Genomic DNA, 13,775 nt, shown 5'->3' with positions numbered 1-13,775 from the left:
GAGCACGACCTTGCCAAGGTCGGGGTCGCGAGTTCGAGTCTCGTTTCCCGCTCCAAATTTCTTCTTATACCTGATTTATCCACAGCGCAATCACGCGCCGGGGATGATTTTCGTCCTGTCCAGAAAATACTGTGAACAGACTTATCCACAGGTTAATCTTTTGCCTTAATCCCGAAAAATACTTCACTATGTAAATAGTATTTATCTATATTGTTGAAATATAATAAGAAAATTTCATTTCAAAGTGTTAACTCGATCGCTTGACGAACGTCTGCATGTTGAAACGCAATGTGTTTTTATTTTTATTCACACCCTGTGAATGAATCAGGCGTCGCGCGGTAACCCTTTTTCAACCACCCTGACCAGCCGTAGCTTTTTCGGTAGTTGCACCTCAATCACATTGGCATTTCTTTTTGCAATTTGCTGCGCAATCGCCCATTCGATATGTTCGTCGAGAAGTGGGTGCTCACCCCGGCGGCTTTCCAGCGCCTGCAGGTTCGCTTCATTCCAGGGCGCATTGCCCAACGCAACGGCGATATTACGCAGCCAGCGCAGATGACCAATACGGCGAATGGCCGATCCTTCCGTCACTTTTAAAAACCAGGGCTCGCTCCAGGCGAACAGTTCTACCAGCGCCGGGGCATGCAGCGCCTGACGCGGGCTGAAATCATCTTCATCGGTTAATTGCGCGAAGCGGTTCCACGGGCAAATCAGCTGGCAGTCATCACAGCCGTATATGCGGTTACCGATCAGCGGACGAAATTCTTCCGGAATAGCGCCTTCCAGTTCGATAGTCAGATAGGAGATACAGCGCCGGGCATCAACGGTATAGGGCTCGACGATGGCGCCGGTTGGGCAGATGGTCATGCAGGCAATGCAGCGTCCGCACTCTTCTTCAACGGGCTGGTCGACGGGAAGAGGGAGATCGATAAGCAATTCGCCGAGGAAAAAGAACGAGCCGGCATCGCGGCTAAGGATGAGTGAGTGCTTACCTGTCCATCCCAGCCCCGCTTTTTCGGCTAAAGGGCGTTCAAGAATCGGCGCGGAATCGACAAAAGGTCTAAAATTGAGCGAAGCACACTGCCCCTGAATCATCTCACCTAATTTTTTCAGGCGATTACGTAACAGCTTGTGATAGTCCCGTCCAAGGGCATAACGGCTAACGTAACCCAACGCGGGATCTTTCAGGGTTCGGGCGAAAGCGGCATTAGCGGGAAGATAGTTCATCCTGACGCTAATCACGCGGAGCGTACCGGGCTGGAGTTCATGAGGTCGCGCGCGCATCATGCCATGACGCGCCATCCACTCCATTTCGCCATGGTATTGTTTATCCAGCCACGCCTGCAGTTTAGGTTCGCTGGCGCTGAGATCGGTATCGGTAATACCGACCTGCTGGAACCCCAGCTCTGTGCCCCATTGTTTGATTTGCTGCGCTAACTGATTGAGATCGAGGGGCTGTGACATGATGGACCATACGATGACGAAAAACGCCGACAGTATACCACATATCATCTGGTCGGCGGATGCGCTACGGCGGGCGGAAAAAGAGGCGGCGGATGCCCTCGGGCTGACGTTATACGAGCTGATGCGTCGTGCGGGCGAAGCGGCTTTTGAACGAGCTTACGAGCACTATCCTGAAAACCGGTGCTGGCTGATTCTCTGCGGTCACGGCAATAACGGCGGCGACGGCTACGTGGTGGCTCGCCTGGCGCAGTCGCGAGGTATTCAGGTCACGCTGGTGGCGCTGGATAGCGAGAAGCCGCTGCCGGAAGAGGCCAGTACCGCGCGTGAAGAGTGGCTCAACGCCGGCGGAACGATTCATGCCGCCGACATCGCCTGGCCAGAAGATATCACGCTAATTATTGACGGGCTGCTCGGGACCGGATTACAGAGCGCTCCACGGGAAAACGTTGCGGAGCTCATCGCGCGCGTTAATGCCCATCCGGCGCCGGTTGTGGCGCTGGATATCCCCTCAGGTCTGAATGCGCAGACGGGGACCACGCCGGGTGCGGTTATCCAGGCCGCTCATACCATCACCTTTATCGCGCTTAAGCCTGGATTGCTGACCGGCAAGGCTCGCGATGTCGTTGGCCGCTTGCATCACCACGCCCTGGGGCTTGAGGGTTGGCTGGCAGGCCAGACGACGGCACTCAGTCGCTTCGATGCCTCGCAGCTTGCCGACTGGCTACCGCCCAGACGCCCAACGTCGCACAAAGGCGACCACGGGAAGCTGGTCATTATCGGCGGCGAACCGGGTACGGCGGGAGCCATCCGCATGAGCGGCGAGGCGGCTCTGCGCGCGGGCGCTGGCTTGGTGCGAGTCCTGACTCACCGGGACAACATTGCGCCCATTCTGACCGCCAGGCCTGAACTGATGGTCCATGAGCTGACCTCCCGCTCTCTCGAAGAGAGCCTGCAATGGGCGGATGTCGTCGCGATTGGGCCGGGTCTGGGGCAGGGCGAGTGGGGTAAAAATGCGCTGCGCCAGGTGGAGAATTTTCGCAAACCGATGGTCTGGGATGCGGATGCGCTGAACCTGCTGGCAATCAATCCCGATAAACGTCACAATCGCGTGCTGACGCCGCATCCCGGCGAAGCCGCTCGTCTGCTGAACGTGAGTGCGGCAGAAATTGAAAGCGATCGCTTACATTCTGCACAACGTCTGGTAAAACGTTATGGCGGCGTCGTAGTGCTGAAAGGCGCAGGTACGATCGTGGCGAGTGACGCTGGCGAGACGGGTATTATCGATGCCGGCAACGCCGGAATGGCCAGCGGCGGAATGGGCGATGTCCTGACCGGCATAATTGCTGCGTTGTTAGGCCAGCAGCTGACGCCGTATGATGCCGCCTGCGCCGGATGCGTTGTTCATGGCGAAGCCGCCGATCGTCTGGCGGCCAGATACGGCACCCGCGGCATGCTGGCGACCGATCTTTTTTCCACGCTCAGGCGTGTTGTTAACCCGGATGTGATTGACGTAGACCATGATTAATCGAGTGATTCCTTTACCCGACGAGCAGGCAACTCTCAGCCTTGGCAACCGCGTAGCGCAGGCATGCACTGGCGCGACGGTCATCTATTTGTACGGCGATTTAGGGGCGGGTAAGACGACCTTTAGCCGCGGTTTCCTTCAGGCTCTCGGTCACCGCGGCAACGTTAAAAGCCCGACCTATACCCTTGTCGAGCCTTATAGTCTCGATAAGTTGATGGTCTATCACTTCGATCTCTATCGCCTGGCGGACCCTGAAGAGCTCGAGTTTATGGGGATCCGCGATTATTTTACCGACGACGCCATCTGCCTGGTGGAATGGCCGCAGCAGGGTACAGGCGTACTGCCGGAACCGGATGTTGAAATTCACCTTGAATATCAGGCTCAAGGGCGTGAGGCGCGCGTAACTGCGGTCTCCTCATTGGGTGAGTCTTTATTGGCGCGTTTGGCTAATTAGCCTGAAGGACGACGGGATGATGTATCGCTTAACCAGTTGGCTGACCGCCGCACTGATGCTGTTCAGCATTCAGGCCACTGCGGCAAGTTTATCCGATATCCAGGTCTCAAATGGCGATCGGCAGGCCCGTATTACCATAAGTTTTATCGGCGACCCTGAATATTCGTTTAGCCCGCAGGGCAAACGCACCGTCGCGCTGGATATCAAACAGAGCGGCGTACTCCAGGGCTTGCCGCTGCAGTTTAGCGGCAATAATCTGGTAAAAAGCATTCGTTCCGGAGCGCCGCAGGATACCCAGTCGCTGCGTCTGTTGGTGGATTTAACCGCCGACGGCAAAACGCGCGCGGTGAAACAGCAGAACGGTTCTAACTATACCGTGGTGTTTACGATTAATGCCGATGAACCGCCTCCGCCTCCGCCACCGCGTGTCGTGGTGAAACAGGCAGAACGGCCCGTGGCGCAGCCCGTGCGTCCGAGCGAGCCGGCGCGCAACCCGTTTAAAGCCGATAACGACCGCCTGACTGCGGTGACCAGTACGACCAGCGTAACGCGTCCTGCGGCACGTACCGTTTCTACCGACGATAAAGTGATTATCGCCATTGATGCCGGTCACGGTGGCCAGGATCCCGGAGCGATTGGTCCGAACGGCACTAAAGAGAAGAATGTGACCATCGCGATTGCGCGTAAGCTCCGCGCGCTGCTGAATGCCGATCCTCAGTTCAAACCCGTACTGACGCGCGACGGCGATTATTTCATTTCAGTAATGGGGCGTTCTGACGTCGCGCGTAAGCAAAACGCCAATTTCCTTGTCTCGATTCACGCCGACGCTGCACCGAATCGCGATGCTACCGGAGCATCGGTTTGGGTGCTTTCCAACCGTCGCGCGAACAGCGAAATGGCCGGCTGGCTCGAGCAACATGAGAAACAATCCGAACTGCTGGGCGGTGCAGGCGATGTGTTGGCCAACAGCCAGTCGGACCCTTACCTGAGCCAGGCGGTGCTGGATTTACAGTTCGGCCATTCCCAGCGCGTCGGGTATGATGTGGCGACTAACGTGCTGAGCCAGCTGCAGCGGATCGGCGATTTACATAAGCGTCGTCCTGAACATGCCAGCCTCGGCGTACTGCGCTCGCCGGATATCCCGTCAATCCTGGTGGAAACGGGGTTTATCAGTAATAACGGCGAAGAGCGGCTGCTGGGGAGCGATGCTTATCAACAGCAGGTCGCAGAGGCCATTTATAACGGTCTGCGTAACTACTTTATGCAACATCCTCTACAATCCGCGCCGCGCGGGGCAGCCGCGCAGACTGCCAGCGCAGGTTCGTCAGATGGGACGCTGTTAAATTAAGGAGACGGCCATGCCGATTCAGGTTCTACCGCCGCAGCTCGCCAACCAGATTGCCGCAGGTGAAGTGGTGGAACGACCGGCGTCGGTGGTTAAAGAGCTGGTGGAAAATAGCCTCGATGCCGGGGCGACGCGCATCGATATTGATATTGAGCGCGGCGGCGCGAAGTTAATCCGCATCCGCGATAACGGCTGCGGCATTAAAAAAGACGAGCTGGCGCTGGCGCTGGCTCGCCACGCGACCAGTAAAATTGCTTCGCTTGATGATCTTGAAGCGATAATTAGCCTCGGTTTTCGCGGCGAAGCCCTGGCCAGTATCAGCTCAGTCGCTCGCCTGACGTTGACCTCGCGTACCGAGGATCAGCAGGAGGCCTGGCAGGCCTATGCCGAAGGACGCGATCAGGCGGTAACCGTGAAGCCGGCGGCGCACCCGGTGGGTACGACGCTGGAAGTACTGGATCTGTTTTATAACACCCCCGCCCGGCGCAAGTTTATGCGCACTGAGAAAACCGAGTTTGGCCATATCGACGAGATCGTACGGCGCATCGCGCTGGCGCGCTTTGACGTGACCATTAACCTCAGCCACAACGGAAAGGCCGTGCGCCAGTACCGGGCGGTATCGCAGGATGGCCAGCGCGAACGGCGTCTGGGCGCAATCTGCGGTTTGCCGTTTCTCGAACATGCCCTGGCTATCGAATGGCAGCACGGCGACCTGACCCTCAGCGGCTGGGTGGCCGATCCTCTGCATACCAATCCGACGCTGGCGGAGATTCAGTATTGCTATGTCAACGGACGTATGATGCGCGATCGCCTGATTAATCACGCGATCCGTCAGGCCTGCGAAGACAAACTGGGCGCCGATCAGCAGCCCGCTTTTGTGCTGTACCTGAAGATAGATCCGCATCAGGTGGATGTGAACGTGCACCCGGCCAAGCATGAGGTGCGTTTTCATCAGTCGCGCCTGGTGCACGATTTTATCTATCAAGGCGTGCTAAGCGTTCTGCAGCAGCAACTGAACGCTCCCCTGGCAGAAGAGGGCGCAGAGCCCGCGCCGCGTCAGGTACCTGAAAACCGCATTGCGGCAGGCGGCAATCATTTTGCCCAGCCCGCCGTCGCGCGTGAAACCGCCGCTCCCCGTTATCGTGACGAGCCCGTCGCGCCGCGCTTTAATACCAGCACCGGCGGCTCGCGAGAATCCGCTGCCACGGGGTCATCTGGCGGAGCCGGCTGGCCGCATGCGCAGCCAGGTTATCAAAAACAGCAGGGGGCGCTCTATCGCCAACTGCTGGATACTCCGGCCGCGGAGCGAAAACCAAAATCTCCTGCGCCGGTAGCGGAAGGCCTGGCAGGCCATAGCCAAAGTTTTGGCCGCGTGCTGACGATCGTCGATAACGACTGTGCGCTGCTGGAACGTGACGGCAAGCTTGCGCTGCTGGCCCTGCCGGTTGCCGAGCGCTGGCTACGCCAGGCGCAGCTAACGCCGGGCGCGGAGGCAGTCTGTGCCCAGCCGCTGCTTATCCCGCTGCGGATAAAAGTGTCCGGGGCGGAAAAGGACGCGCTTGAGCAGGCGCAGTCGGCGCTGGCAGAAGTCGGTATTGAACTGCAGTCCGATGCGCACTACGTGACGATCCGCGCAGTGCCTTTACCCTTAAGACAACAAAATTTACAAATCTTGATTCCTGAACTGATAGGCTACCTGGCGCAGCAAAAAACATGCGACGCCGACAATATTGCTCAGTGGATAGCGCGTAATCTGGCGAGCGAACATGCGCAGTGGAATATGGCGCAGGCGATTGCCGTCCTGGCGGATATCGAGCGTTTATGTCCGCAGCTGGTTAAAGCGCCGCCGGGTGGCCTGTTACAACCTGTTGATTTACATTCGGCGATGAATGCCCTGAAAGATGAGTGATGTAACAGAGGCAAGCCTGCCTAAGGCAATATTTTTAATGGGCCCGACGGCCTCTGGTAAAACCGCATTGGCTATCGCCCTGCGTAAAGTTTTGCCAGTAGAGTTGATTAGCGTTGATTCAGCCCTAATCTATCGAGGGATGGATATCGGTACGGCCAAGCCCGATGCCGCGGAGCTGAGCGCTGCGCCGCATCGCCTGCTGGATATTCTGGATCCGGCCGAGGCTTATTCCGCGGCGGATTTCCGTCGCGATGCGCTGGCAGAGATGGCTGATATCGTTGCGGCCGGGCGTATTCCGCTACTGGTTGGCGGAACAATGTTGTATTTCAAAGCGTTGCTGGAAGGATTGTCGCCTTTGCCTTCGGCAGATCCGCAGGTCAGAGCGCGGATTGAGCAACAGGCCGCAGAGCAGGGATGGAACGCGTTACACCAGCAGCTACAGGAAATAGATCCCGTTGCCGCAGCGCGTATTCATCCAAATGATCCGCAAAGACTTTCCCGAGCACTGGAAGTTTTTTTCATTTCGGGTAAAACTTTAACGGAGCTGACGCAAACGTCAGGTGATGCTCTGCCGTATAAGGTGCACCAGTTCGCCATCGCCCCGGCGAGCCGTGAACTGCTCCATCAGCGCATAGAACAGCGTTTTCATCAGATGTTGGCTTCAGGTTTTGAAGCAGAAGTGCGGGCGCTTTTTGCCCGGGGAGATTTGCATACGGATATGCCTTCCATTCGTTGTGTCGGATATCGCCAGATGTGGTCTTACCTTAATGGCGAGATCCCGTATGATGAAATGGTTTATCGAGGTGTTTGCGCCACGAGACAGTTAGCTAAACGTCAGGGTACCTGGCTGCGCGGTTGGGAAGGTATTCACTGGTTAGACAGTGAACAACCTGAACAAGCGTTCAACAAAGTATTACAGGTTGTTGGTGCTAGCCTGGACTGAACGTGTACAATTGAACGGTATCGTGCGTAATTTTTAAGAATCGTAAGGTTCTGAGTACAAAACAAGCATACATATAAGGAAAAGAGAGAATGGCTAAGGGGCAATCTTTACAAGATCCGTTCCTGAACGCTTTGCGTCGGGAACGTGTTCCGGTTTCTATTTATTTGGTGAATGGTATTAAGCTGCAAGGGCAAATTGAGTCTTTCGATCAGTTCGTGATCCTGTTGAAAAACACGGTCAGCCAGATGGTCTATAAGCACGCAATTTCTACCGTTGTCCCGTCTCGCCCGGTGTCACACCACAGCAACAATGCTGGCGGCGGTACTAACAACTATCACCACGGTGGTGGTGCGCAGGGTTCTTCTGCACCGCAGCAAGACAGCGAAGACGCCGAATAAGGCAGATGCTGTTTTTCCACGTCGGGGAGCCAGGTTTTCTGCGTTCCCCGCTGGTATTTTATAAGGGGTTTACGCTTGTTTGACCGTTATGATGCCGGTGAGCAGGCGGTACTGGTACACATCTATTTTTCGCAAGACAAAGATATGGAAGATCTCCAGGAGTTTGAAACTCTGGCCTCTTCCGCCGGTGTCGAAGCAATGCAGGTGATTACCGGTAGCCGTAAAGCACCGCACCCGAAGTATTTTGTTGGTGAAGGTAAAGCTGTCGAAATTGCGGAAGCCGTAAAAGCGACCGGTGCATCGGTCGTGCTCTTCGATCATGCCCTGAGTCCGGCGCAGGAACGAAATCTCGAACGCTTATGCGAATGTCGGGTTATCGATCGCACCGGCCTGATTTTAGATATTTTTGCCCAACGAGCGCGTACCCACGAAGGGAAACTGCAGGTTGAGCTGGCGCAGCTGCGCCACATGGCGACTCGCCTCGTTCGCGGCTGGACCCACCTTGAAAGACAGAAAGGCGGGATTGGTTTGCGCGGCCCGGGTGAAACCCAGCTCGAAACTGACCGCCGATTGCTGCGTAACCGTATTATGCAGATCCTGTCGCGACTGGAAAAAGTTGAAAAACAGCGCGAGCAAGGACGGCGGTCACGGGCCAAAGCCGATATTCCCACCGTGTCGTTGGTCGGTTATACCAACGCCGGTAAATCCACGCTGTTCAATCAGATAACTGAAGCTGAGGTCTATGCAGCGAACCAGCTGTTCGCCACTCTGGATCCGACGCTGCGCCGCATCGATGTCCCTGATGTTGGCGAAACCGTGCTGGCGGATACCGTAGGTTTCATTCGTCATCTGCCGCACGATCTGGTGGCCGCGTTTAAAGCGACTCTCCAGGAGACGCGCCAGGCGACGCTGCTGCTGCATGTCATTGATGCGGCGGATGTTCGCGTGCAGGAAAATATTGACGCAGTAAATACGGTACTCGCGGAAATCGAGGCCGATGAGATCCCGGCGCTGCTGGTCATGAATAAAATCGACATGCTGGATGATTTTGAGCCGCGTATCGATCGGGATGAAGAAAACAAACCGATTCGGGTCTGGCTTTCCGCCCAGACCGGGGTTGGCGTACCGCTGCTTTTTCAGGCTTTGACGGAACGGCTCTCTGGTGAAGTGGCTCAGCATACGCTGCGCCTGCCGCCGCAGGAAGGCCGGTTGAGAAGCCGATTCTATCAGCTTCAGGCGATAGAGAAAGAGTGGATGGAGGATGACGGTAGCGTTGGTCTGCAGGTGCGCATGCCGATCGTTGACTGGCGTCGCCTCTGTAAACAAGAGCCAGCGCTGGTTGAATACGTGATTTGACCTTGCAGCTTGCCTGAAGATATTAACCCCTGTGGGGATATCAAAAACAAATATGGAGCATATACATGGCGTGGAATCAGCCCGGTAATAACGGACAGGACCGCGACCCGTGGGGAAGCAGCAATAACCAAGGCGGCAACTCTGGGGGAAATGGCAACAAAGGTGGTCGCGAGCAGGGACCTCCCGATCTGGATGATATCTTCCGTAAGCTAAGTAAAAAACTTGGCGGCCTGGGCGGCGGGAAAGGTGGACTGGGCGGCGGTAGCGGCTCACAGGGACCACGCGGGCCTATGGGCGGACGTATCGTCGGCATCGTTGCCGCCGCTGCGGTTATTATCTGGGCAGCCAGCGGTTTCTATACCATTAAAGAAGCTGAACGTGGCGTCGTCACTCGCTTTGGTAAATTTAGCCATCTGGTTGAGCCTGGCCTTAACTGGAAACCCACCTTCATTGATAACGTTCAGGCGGTTAACGTTGAGTCGGTGCGCGAACTGGCGGCCTCTGGCGTCATGCTGACGTCAGACGAAAACGTCGTGCGCGTTGAGATGAACGTACAGTACCGCGTGACCGACCCGGAACGCTATCTGTTTAGCGTGACCAGCGCTGACGACAGCCTGCGTCAGGCAACCGACAGCGCGCTGCGTGGCGTTATTGGTAAATACACGATGGACCGTATCCTGACCGAAGGGCGTACCGTCATTCGTAGCGATACCCAGCGTGAGCTGGAAGAGACGATTCGTCCGTATAACATGGGTATCACCCTGCTGGACGTCAACTTCCAGACGGCGCGTCCGCCGGAGGAAGTGAAAGCCGCATTTGATGATGCGATTGCCGCACGTGAAAACGAACAGCAGTACATTCGTGAAGCGGAAGCTTACACCAACGAAGTTCAGCCACGGGCTAACGGTCAGGCGCAGCGTATCCTTGAAGAGGCTCGTGCGTACAAGACCCAGACCGTTCTTGAAGCGCAGGGTGAAGTGGCTCGCTTTGCAAAAATTCTGCCTGAGTATAAAGCGGCTCCGGAAATCACCCGCGAGCGTCTGTATATCGAAACCATGGAAAAAGTGCTGAGCCATACTCGCAAAGTGCTGGTTAACGATAAGGGGAGCAACCTGATGGTTCTGCCTCTGGATCAGATGCTGAAAGGCGCTGGCGCGCCAGCGGCAAAGAGTGATAGCAGTGGCGCAAGCGATCTGCTGCGTCTGCCGCCTGCATCCAGCTCAAGCAGCGCCAGTAACGCTTCTACCTCTACGGGAGGCACCATTATGGACCAACGCCGCGCCAACGCGCAGCGTAACGACTACCAGCGTCAGGGGGAATAACGATGCGTAAATCTGTTATCGCGATAATTGTCATCGTGCTGGTGGTGCTCTATATGTCCATCTTTGTTGTCAAAGAGGGCGAGCGCGGTATCACGCTGCGTTTTGGTAAAGTTCTGCGCGACGATGAAAACAAACCGCTGGTGTATGCGCCTGGCCTTCACTTCAAGATTCCATTTATTGAATCTGTGAAGATGCTCGATGCGCGTATTCAGACGATGGACAATCAGGCCGACCGCTTTGTTACCAAAGAGAAAAAGGATCTGATCGTTGACTCCTATATCAAGTGGCGCATCAGCGACTTTAGCCGTTACTACCTGGCTACCGGCGGCGGTGACGTCTCCCAGGCCGAAGTACTGTTGAAGCGTAAATTCTCCGACCGTCTGCGTTCTGAAATTGGTCGTCTGGATGTGAAAGACATCGTGACCGACTCCCGCGGTCGTTTGACCCTGGAAGTGCGCGATGCCCTGAACTCAGGTTCTGCGGGCACAGAAGATGAAGTCAGTACGCCGGCTGCCGATGATGCAATTGCCAAAGCGGCGGAGCGAGTTGAAGCAGAAACGAACGGTAAGGTTCAGGTGATCAACCCGAACAGTATGGCGGCGCTGGGTATTGAAGTCGTCGACGTTCGTATTAAGCAGATCAACCTGCCTGCTGAAGTGTCTGAAGCGATCTACAACCGTATGCGCGCTGAGCGTGAAGCGGTAGCTCGTCGCCATCGCTCACAGGGCCAGGAAGAAGCTGAAAAACTGCGCGCAACTGCGGACTATGAAGTCACCAAAACGCTGGCGGAAGCCGAGCGCCAGGGGCGTATCCTGCGCGGTGAAGGCGATGCGGAATCCGCAAAACTGTTTGCTGATGCATTCAGTCAGGATCCAGGATTCTACGCCTTTATCCGTAGTCTGCGTGCGTACGAGAACAGCTTCAAGAGCAATCAGGACGTAATGGTTCTCAGTCCGGACAGTGATTTCTTCCGCTATATGAAATCTCCAGCGGCAGCGACTCGCTGATAAGCAATGAGTATGCAAAAAGGCGTCCATCGGGGCGCCTTTTTTACATGATGAAAGCGATTAATTACCGCGGTGTTTTTTATTCAATGAACCCACGGATGCTACGTTTTGCGAGAATGCTTCATTTATAAAACCAGCGCTTAATTCATTATCTTCGTTTCTGGTGTTAGTACGCTAATCGATCATTGAAATTAAGAAAAAACAAGTTGTTATGTATTTCATTTCATAAAGCCGGTTCATAACATTGATGAAATAGCGGAGAATGTGAAGTGAGTGCAACTCAACGCGAGTGAGCGACTGGTGCTGTACTGGCTGCATTTAAATAAAGGTGAATAATGAACTCAACAATCTGGTTGGCACTGGCGCTGGTTTTAGTACTTGAAGGGCTTGGACCGCTGCTTTATCCCCGCGCATGGCGCCGTATGGTCGCCACGATGAGCCAGCTACCGGATAATTTATTACGCCGCTTTGGCGGGGGACTTGTGGTTGCCGGCATCGTCATCTACTACATGTTGAGGAAAACGATTGGCTGAGCGCAAAGTAGACTAATTTACCGTCTTTTGAGTGCAAAAAGTGCTGTAACTCTGAAAAAGCGATGGTAGAATCCATTTTTAAGCAAACGGTGATTTTGAAAAATGGGTAACAACGTCGTCGTACTGGGCACCCAATGGGGTGACGAAGGTAAAGGGAAGATCGTCGATCTCCTGACTGAACGGGCTAAATATGTTGTGCGCTATCAGGGCGGTCACAACGCCGGCCATACTCTCGTAATCAACGGTGAAAAAACCGTCCTCCATCTCATTCCATCAGGAATTCTTCGTGAGAATGTCACCAGCATCATCGGTAACGGTGTGGTGCTGTCTCCGGCTGCGCTGATGAAAGAGATGAAAGGTCTGGAAGACCGTGGTATCCCTGTTCGCGAGCGTCTGCTGCTTTCTGAAGCTTGTCCGCTTATCCTCGAATATCATGTTGCGCTGGATGTTGCGCGTGAGAAAGCGCGCGGCGCGAAAGCTATCGGTACGACCGGTCGCGGTATCGGCCCGGCTTACGAAGATAAAGTGGCTCGCCGCGGTCTGCGCGTTGGCGATCTGTTTGATAAAGCTACCTTCGCTGACAAACTGAAAGAGGTGATGGAATATCACAACTTCCAGCTGGTGAATTTCTATAAAGCTGAAGCGGTTGATTACCAGAAAGTTCTGGATGACGTGATGGCGATTGCCGACATCCTGACCTCCATGGTGGTTGATGTTTCCGATCTGCTTGACCAGGCGCGTAAGCGTGGCGATTTCGTCATGTTTGAAGGCGCGCAGGGTACGCTGCTTGATATCGACCACGGTACCTATCCGTACGTAACGTCTTCCAACACCACCGCAGGTGGCGTGGCGACCGGCTCCGGTTTGGGCCCGCGTTATGTTGATTACGTTCTGGGTATTATCAAAGCCTACTCTACTCGCGTAGGCGCAGGCCCGTTCCCGACTGAGCTGTTTGATGAAACCGGCGAGTTCCTGTGTAAACAGGGTAACGAGTTTGGCGCCACCACCGGCCGTCGTCGTCGTACCGGTTGGCTGGATGCCGTTGCGGTACGTCGCGCGGTGCAGATTAACTCCCTGTCTGGTTTCTGCCTGACTAAGCTTGACGTCCTGGACGGCCTGAAAGAAGTTAAAATCTGCGTTGCCTACCGTATGCCGGATGGCCGTGAAGTGACCACCACTCCGCTGGCGGCCGACAACTGGGAAGGTATTGAGCCGGTTTATGAAACAATGCCGGGCTGGTCTGAAACCACCTTCGGTGTGAAAGAGCGCAGCGGCCTGCCGCAGGCAGCGCTGAACTACATCGCCCGCATTGAAGAGCTGACCGGCGTACCGGTTGATATTATCTCTACCGGTCCTGACCGTACCGAGACGATGATTTTGCGCGATCCTTTCGACGCATAATTATCTCCAGGGGCGCCGTTCAGGCGCCTCTTGTTTTTGCTGTTCGCCCGCCCCATTTAAATAAATTAGCGGCCTGAGCGCTGGCTGGTTTATCATCAATAGTAATTACGTCTACCGA

The 13,775-nt window shown here is 55.3% G+C and carries 12 protein-coding genes; 11 read left to right on the top strand and 1 reads right to left on the bottom strand.

The genetic code is table 11. From position 1 onward, the window contains the following. Positions 1–324: 324 nt before the first annotated feature. A complete protein-coding gene (gene queG, locus ABLV11_RS24230; protein WP_004117369.1) occupies positions 325–1,464 on the bottom strand; it encodes a tRNA epoxyqueuosine(34) reductase QueG in 1,140 nt (379 codons plus the stop codon). A gap of 13 nt (positions 1,465–1,477) precedes the next feature. Here queG and nnr point away from each other — a divergent pair, with 13 nt between their 5' ends. The 11 genes from nnr (at position 1,478) to ABLV11_RS24175 (ending at position 13,657) form a co-directional block, all read left to right on the top strand. Further along, the gene (nnr, locus tag ABLV11_RS24225) at positions 1,478–2,989 is read left to right on the top strand and encodes a bifunctional ADP-dependent NAD(P)H-hydrate dehydratase/NAD(P)H-hydrate epimerase (protein WP_162680200.1); all 1,512 of its coding nucleotides are present in this window, start codon (positions 1,478–1,480) and stop codon (positions 2,987–2,989) included. After that, positions 2,982–3,443 (top strand): tRNA (adenosine(37)-N6)-threonylcarbamoyltransferase complex ATPase subunit type 1 TsaE, encoded by a 462-nt coding sequence (tsaE, locus tag ABLV11_RS24220; RefSeq protein WP_004109155.1) that lies wholly within the window; start codon positions 2,982–2,984, stop codon positions 3,441–3,443. Before nnr ends, tsaE begins: the two co-directional genes overlap by 8 nt. Positions 3,444–3,459: 16 nt before the next feature. Further along, positions 3,460–4,791: an N-acetylmuramoyl-L-alanine amidase AmiB gene (gene amiB / locus ABLV11_RS24215; protein WP_126488226.1), complete on the top strand. Its 1,332-nt coding sequence runs from the start codon at positions 3,460–3,462 to the stop codon at positions 4,789–4,791. Between the two features lie 10 nt (positions 4,792–4,801). Beyond that, positions 4,802–6,697 (top strand): DNA mismatch repair endonuclease MutL, encoded by a 1,896-nt coding sequence (mutL, locus tag ABLV11_RS24210; RefSeq protein WP_105889536.1) that lies wholly within the window; start codon positions 4,802–4,804, stop codon positions 6,695–6,697. Then, entirely contained in the window at positions 6,690–7,640 is a 951-nt protein-coding gene (gene miaA / locus ABLV11_RS24205) for a tRNA (adenosine(37)-N6)-dimethylallyltransferase MiaA (RefSeq protein ID WP_126488228.1), read from the top strand. The genes mutL and miaA overlap by 8 nt, the downstream gene beginning before the upstream one ends. An 89-nt stretch (positions 7,641–7,729) precedes the next feature. Then, positions 7,730–8,038 (top strand): RNA chaperone Hfq, encoded by a 309-nt coding sequence (gene hfq, locus ABLV11_RS24200; protein WP_004097968.1) that lies wholly within the window; start codon positions 7,730–7,732, stop codon positions 8,036–8,038. 75 nt (positions 8,039–8,113) lie between these two features. Beyond that, positions 8,114–9,394, top strand: coding sequence for a ribosome rescue GTPase HflX (hflX, locus tag ABLV11_RS24195; RefSeq protein WP_004109143.1), 1,281 nt, complete (start codon positions 8,114–8,116; stop codon positions 9,392–9,394). A gap of 65 nt (positions 9,395–9,459) precedes the next feature. After that, positions 9,460–10,716 (top strand): FtsH protease activity modulator HflK, encoded by a 1,257-nt coding sequence (gene hflK, locus ABLV11_RS24190; protein ID WP_004109140.1) that lies wholly within the window; start codon positions 9,460–9,462, stop codon positions 10,714–10,716. A gap of 2 nt (positions 10,717–10,718) precedes the next feature. Then, positions 10,719–11,723: a protease modulator HflC gene (gene hflC, locus ABLV11_RS24185; RefSeq protein WP_004109137.1), complete on the top strand. Its 1,005-nt coding sequence runs from the start codon at positions 10,719–10,721 to the stop codon at positions 11,721–11,723. Positions 11,724–12,058: 335 nt separating this feature from the next. Beyond that, positions 12,059–12,256, top strand: a complete 198-nt coding sequence (locus tag ABLV11_RS24180; protein ID WP_004097978.1) for a DUF2065 domain-containing protein — start codon at positions 12,059–12,061, stop codon at positions 12,254–12,256. Between the two features lie 102 nt (positions 12,257–12,358). Continuing rightward, entirely contained in the window at positions 12,359–13,657 is a 1,299-nt protein-coding gene (locus ABLV11_RS24175; protein ID WP_004109135.1) for an adenylosuccinate synthase, read from the top strand. Positions 13,658–13,775: the final 118 nt, after the last annotated feature.

Source organism: Klebsiella sp. GW_Kp181, from assembly GCF_040062315.1.
Lineage (GTDB): Bacteria > Pseudomonadota > Gammaproteobacteria > Enterobacterales > Enterobacteriaceae > Klebsiella > Klebsiella oxytoca.
This window is presented reverse-complemented; position numbering and strand designations above follow the sequence as displayed.

What these genes read in the sequence shown, in the direction of transcription:
- queG (WP_004117369.1), bottom strand. Translation starts at nt 1,464, where the DNA reads ATGTCACAGCCCCTCGATCTCAATCAGTTAGCGCAGCAAATCAAACAA.
- nnr (WP_162680200.1), top strand. Translation starts at nt 1,478, where the DNA reads ATGACGAAAAACGCCGACAGTATACCACATATCATCTGGTCGGCGGAT.
- tsaE (WP_004109155.1), top strand. Translation starts at nt 2,982, where the DNA reads ATGATTAATCGAGTGATTCCTTTACCCGACGAGCAGGCAACTCTCAGC.
- amiB (WP_126488226.1), top strand. Translation starts at nt 3,460, where the DNA reads ATGATGTATCGCTTAACCAGTTGGCTGACCGCCGCACTGATGCTGTTC.
- mutL (WP_105889536.1), top strand. Translation starts at nt 4,802, where the DNA reads ATGCCGATTCAGGTTCTACCGCCGCAGCTCGCCAACCAGATTGCCGCA.
- miaA (WP_126488228.1), top strand. Translation starts at nt 6,690, where the DNA reads ATGAGTGATGTAACAGAGGCAAGCCTGCCTAAGGCAATATTTTTAATG.
- hfq (WP_004097968.1), top strand. Translation starts at nt 7,730, where the DNA reads ATGGCTAAGGGGCAATCTTTACAAGATCCGTTCCTGAACGCTTTGCGT.
- hflK (WP_004109140.1), top strand. Translation starts at nt 9,460, where the DNA reads ATGGCGTGGAATCAGCCCGGTAATAACGGACAGGACCGCGACCCGTGG.
- hflC (WP_004109137.1), top strand. Translation starts at nt 10,719, where the DNA reads ATGCGTAAATCTGTTATCGCGATAATTGTCATCGTGCTGGTGGTGCTC.
- ABLV11_RS24180 (WP_004097978.1), top strand. Translation starts at nt 12,059, where the DNA reads ATGAACTCAACAATCTGGTTGGCACTGGCGCTGGTTTTAGTACTTGAA.
- ABLV11_RS24175 (WP_004109135.1), top strand. Translation starts at nt 12,359, where the DNA reads ATGGGTAACAACGTCGTCGTACTGGGCACCCAATGGGGTGACGAAGGT.